Source organism: Aquabacterium sp., from assembly GCF_036273115.1.
Taxonomy (GTDB): Bacteria; Pseudomonadota; Gammaproteobacteria; order Burkholderiales; family Burkholderiaceae_C; genus Aquabacterium.
Genome location: NZ_DASUIN010000005.1, coordinates 1 through 2,486, shown reverse-complemented (window position 1 = coordinate 2,486; position 2,486 = coordinate 1). Strand labels below are relative to the sequence as shown.

Sequence of the window (2,486 nt, the reverse complement as noted above, 5' to 3'; positions counted from 1 at the left end):
CATCTGGGGCTACCCCGGTGGTGCGGTGCTGCACATCTACGACGCGTTCTACAAACAAGACACCATTCAGCATGTGCTGGTGCGCCACGAACAGGCGGCAGTGCACGCTGCCGACGGCTATGCCCGCGCCACCGGCGATGTAGGTGTGGCGCTGGTCACGTCCGGCCCTGGCCTGACCAACGCGGTCACCGGCATTGCCACGGCCTACATGGACAGCATTCCCATGGTCATCATCAGCGGCCAGGTTCCGACCGCCGCGATTGGCCTGGATGCGTTTCAGGAGTGCGACACCGTCGGCATCACCCGCCCCATCGTCAAGCACAACTTCCTGGTGAAGGACGCGCGTGACATGGCCATGGTGATGAAAAAGGCGTTCCATATCGCCCGCAGCGGCCGCCCCGGCCCGGTGGTGGTGGACATCCCCAAGGATGTGTCCTTCAACAAGGTGCCCTACCACGGCTACCCCGAGAAGGTGGAAATGCGCTCCTACAACCCGGTGCGCAAGGGCCACGGTGGGCAAATTCGCAAGGCGCTGCAGCTGCTGCTCAATGCCAAGCGCCCCTACATCTACACCGGCGGTGGCGTGCTGCTGGGCAACGCGGTGCAAGAGTTGCGCACCCTGGTGGATATGCTGGGTTATCCAGTCACCAACACCCTGATGGGTTTGGGTGCCTACCCCGCCACCGAGAAAAAATTCCTCGGCATGCTCGGCATGCACGGCACCATCGAAGCCAACAACGCGATGCAAAACTGCGACGTGCTGCTGGCCGTGGGCGCCCGTTTTGACGACCGCGTGATTGGCAACCCCAAACACTTCGCATCGGTCGATCGCAAGATCATCCACATTGACATCGACCCGTCCAGCATTTCCAAGCGCGTCAAGGTGGACGTGCCCATCGTTGGCGACGTGAAAGACGTGTTGACCGAGCTGATCAACATGGTGCGCGAGAGCACCACCCGACCGGACGAGAAAGCCTTGTCGGCCTGGTGGGACACCATCGAAGGCTGGCGCGCCCGCGACTGCATGAAGTACGACCGCGGCAACAAGGACGTGATCAAGCCGCAGATGGTCATCGAGACCCTTTGGAACATGACCAAGGACGCCGATGCCTACATCACGTCCGACGTTGGCCAGCACCAGATGTGGGCGGCGCAGTACTACAAGTTCAACGAACCGCGTCGCTGGATCAACTCCGGTGGCCTGGGCACCATGGGCGTGGGCATCCCGTACGCCATGGGCATCAAGCTGGCCAAGCCCGAAAGCGAAGTCTTCTGCGTCACGGGTGAAGGCTCGGTGCAGATGTGCATCCAGGAACTGTCCACCTGCCTGCAGTACAACACCCCCATCAAGGTGCTGTCGCTCAACAACCGTTACCTGGGCATGGTGCGTCAGTGGCAGGAGATTGAGTACTCCGGCCGCTACAGCCACAGCTACATGGACGCGCTGCCAAACTTCGTGAAGTTGGCCGAGGCCTATGGCCACGTTGGTCTGCTGATCGAGCGCCCCGAAGACGTGGAAGGTGCGTTGCGCGAGGCGCGCCGCCTGAAGGATCGCACGGTGTTCATCGACTTCCGCACCGATCCGACCGAGAACGTTTTCCCCATGGTTCAGGCCGGCAAAGGCATCACCGAGATGCTGCTGGGGTCCGAAGACCTTTAAGCGGTTGAGTGCCAGGCGTATGCGTTGAGCTTCAATCCACGCTCAACGCCTGGCGCTGAACCACCCTCAGACGAATCTATTTGTCGCCAAGCTCGCTGCTTACCGGCAGCGGGGGAGGGCGCAGAAAAGAGGAATCAACACATGAAACACATCATTGCCGTTCTCATCGAGAACGAAGCGGGCGCCCTGTCCCGCGTGGTGGGCCTGTTCTCGGCCCGTGGTTACAACATCGAGTCGCTGACCGTGGCACCGACGGAAGACCCGTCCCTGTCGCGCATGACCATCCAGACCACAGGGTCCGACGACGTCATCGAGCAGATCACCAAACACCTCAACCGCCTCATCGAAGTGGTTAAGGTGGTCGATCTGACCGAGGGCTCGTACACCGAGCGCGAGCTCATGATGGTCAAGGTGCGCGCGGTGGGCAAAGAGCGCGAGGAGATGAAGCGCATGGCCGACATCTTCCGTGGCCGCATCATCGACGTGACCGAAAAGAGCTACACCATCGAACTCACCGGCGACCAGGCCAAGAACGACGCCTTCCTGCAAGCCATCGACCGCAGCGCGATCCTGGAGACCGTGCGCACGGGCGCCAGTGGCATCGGCCGTGGCGAACGCATCCTGCGCGTCTGACCACCCCATCATCACCCGCTACCATTGCTGGTTTTTCACAATTTCAACCGGAGCAACCCCATGAAAGTTTTCTACGACAAAGACTGTGACCTGAGCCTGATCAAAGGCAAGACCGTGGCCATCATTGGCTACGGCTCGCAAGGCCACGCCCACGCACAAAACCTCAACGACAGCGGCGTCAAGGTCGTGGTCG

2 protein-coding genes and 1 pseudogene are annotated in these 2,486 nt (G+C 61.1%); all 3 read left to right on the top strand.

Annotated features, from left to right (window positions below; genetic code table 11):
- Position 1 precedes the first annotated feature (1 nt).
- Positions 2 to 1,660 carry an acetolactate synthase 3 catalytic subunit gene (locus VFW72_RS03305; RefSeq protein ID WP_329672847.1) on the top strand — a complete coding sequence of 553 codons (1,659 nt, stop codon included), beginning with the start codon at positions 2 to 4 and terminating at the stop codon, positions 1,658 to 1,660.
- A gap of 141 nt (positions 1,661 to 1,801) precedes the next feature.
- Entirely contained in the window at positions 1,802 to 2,293 is a 492-nt protein-coding gene (gene ilvN, locus VFW72_RS03300) for an acetolactate synthase small subunit (protein ID WP_329672846.1), read from the top strand.
- A 60-nt stretch (positions 2,294 to 2,353) separates the two neighbouring features.
- A pseudogene (locus VFW72_RS03295) lies at positions 2,354 to 2,486 on the top strand (ketol-acid reductoisomerase); the annotation flags it as partial.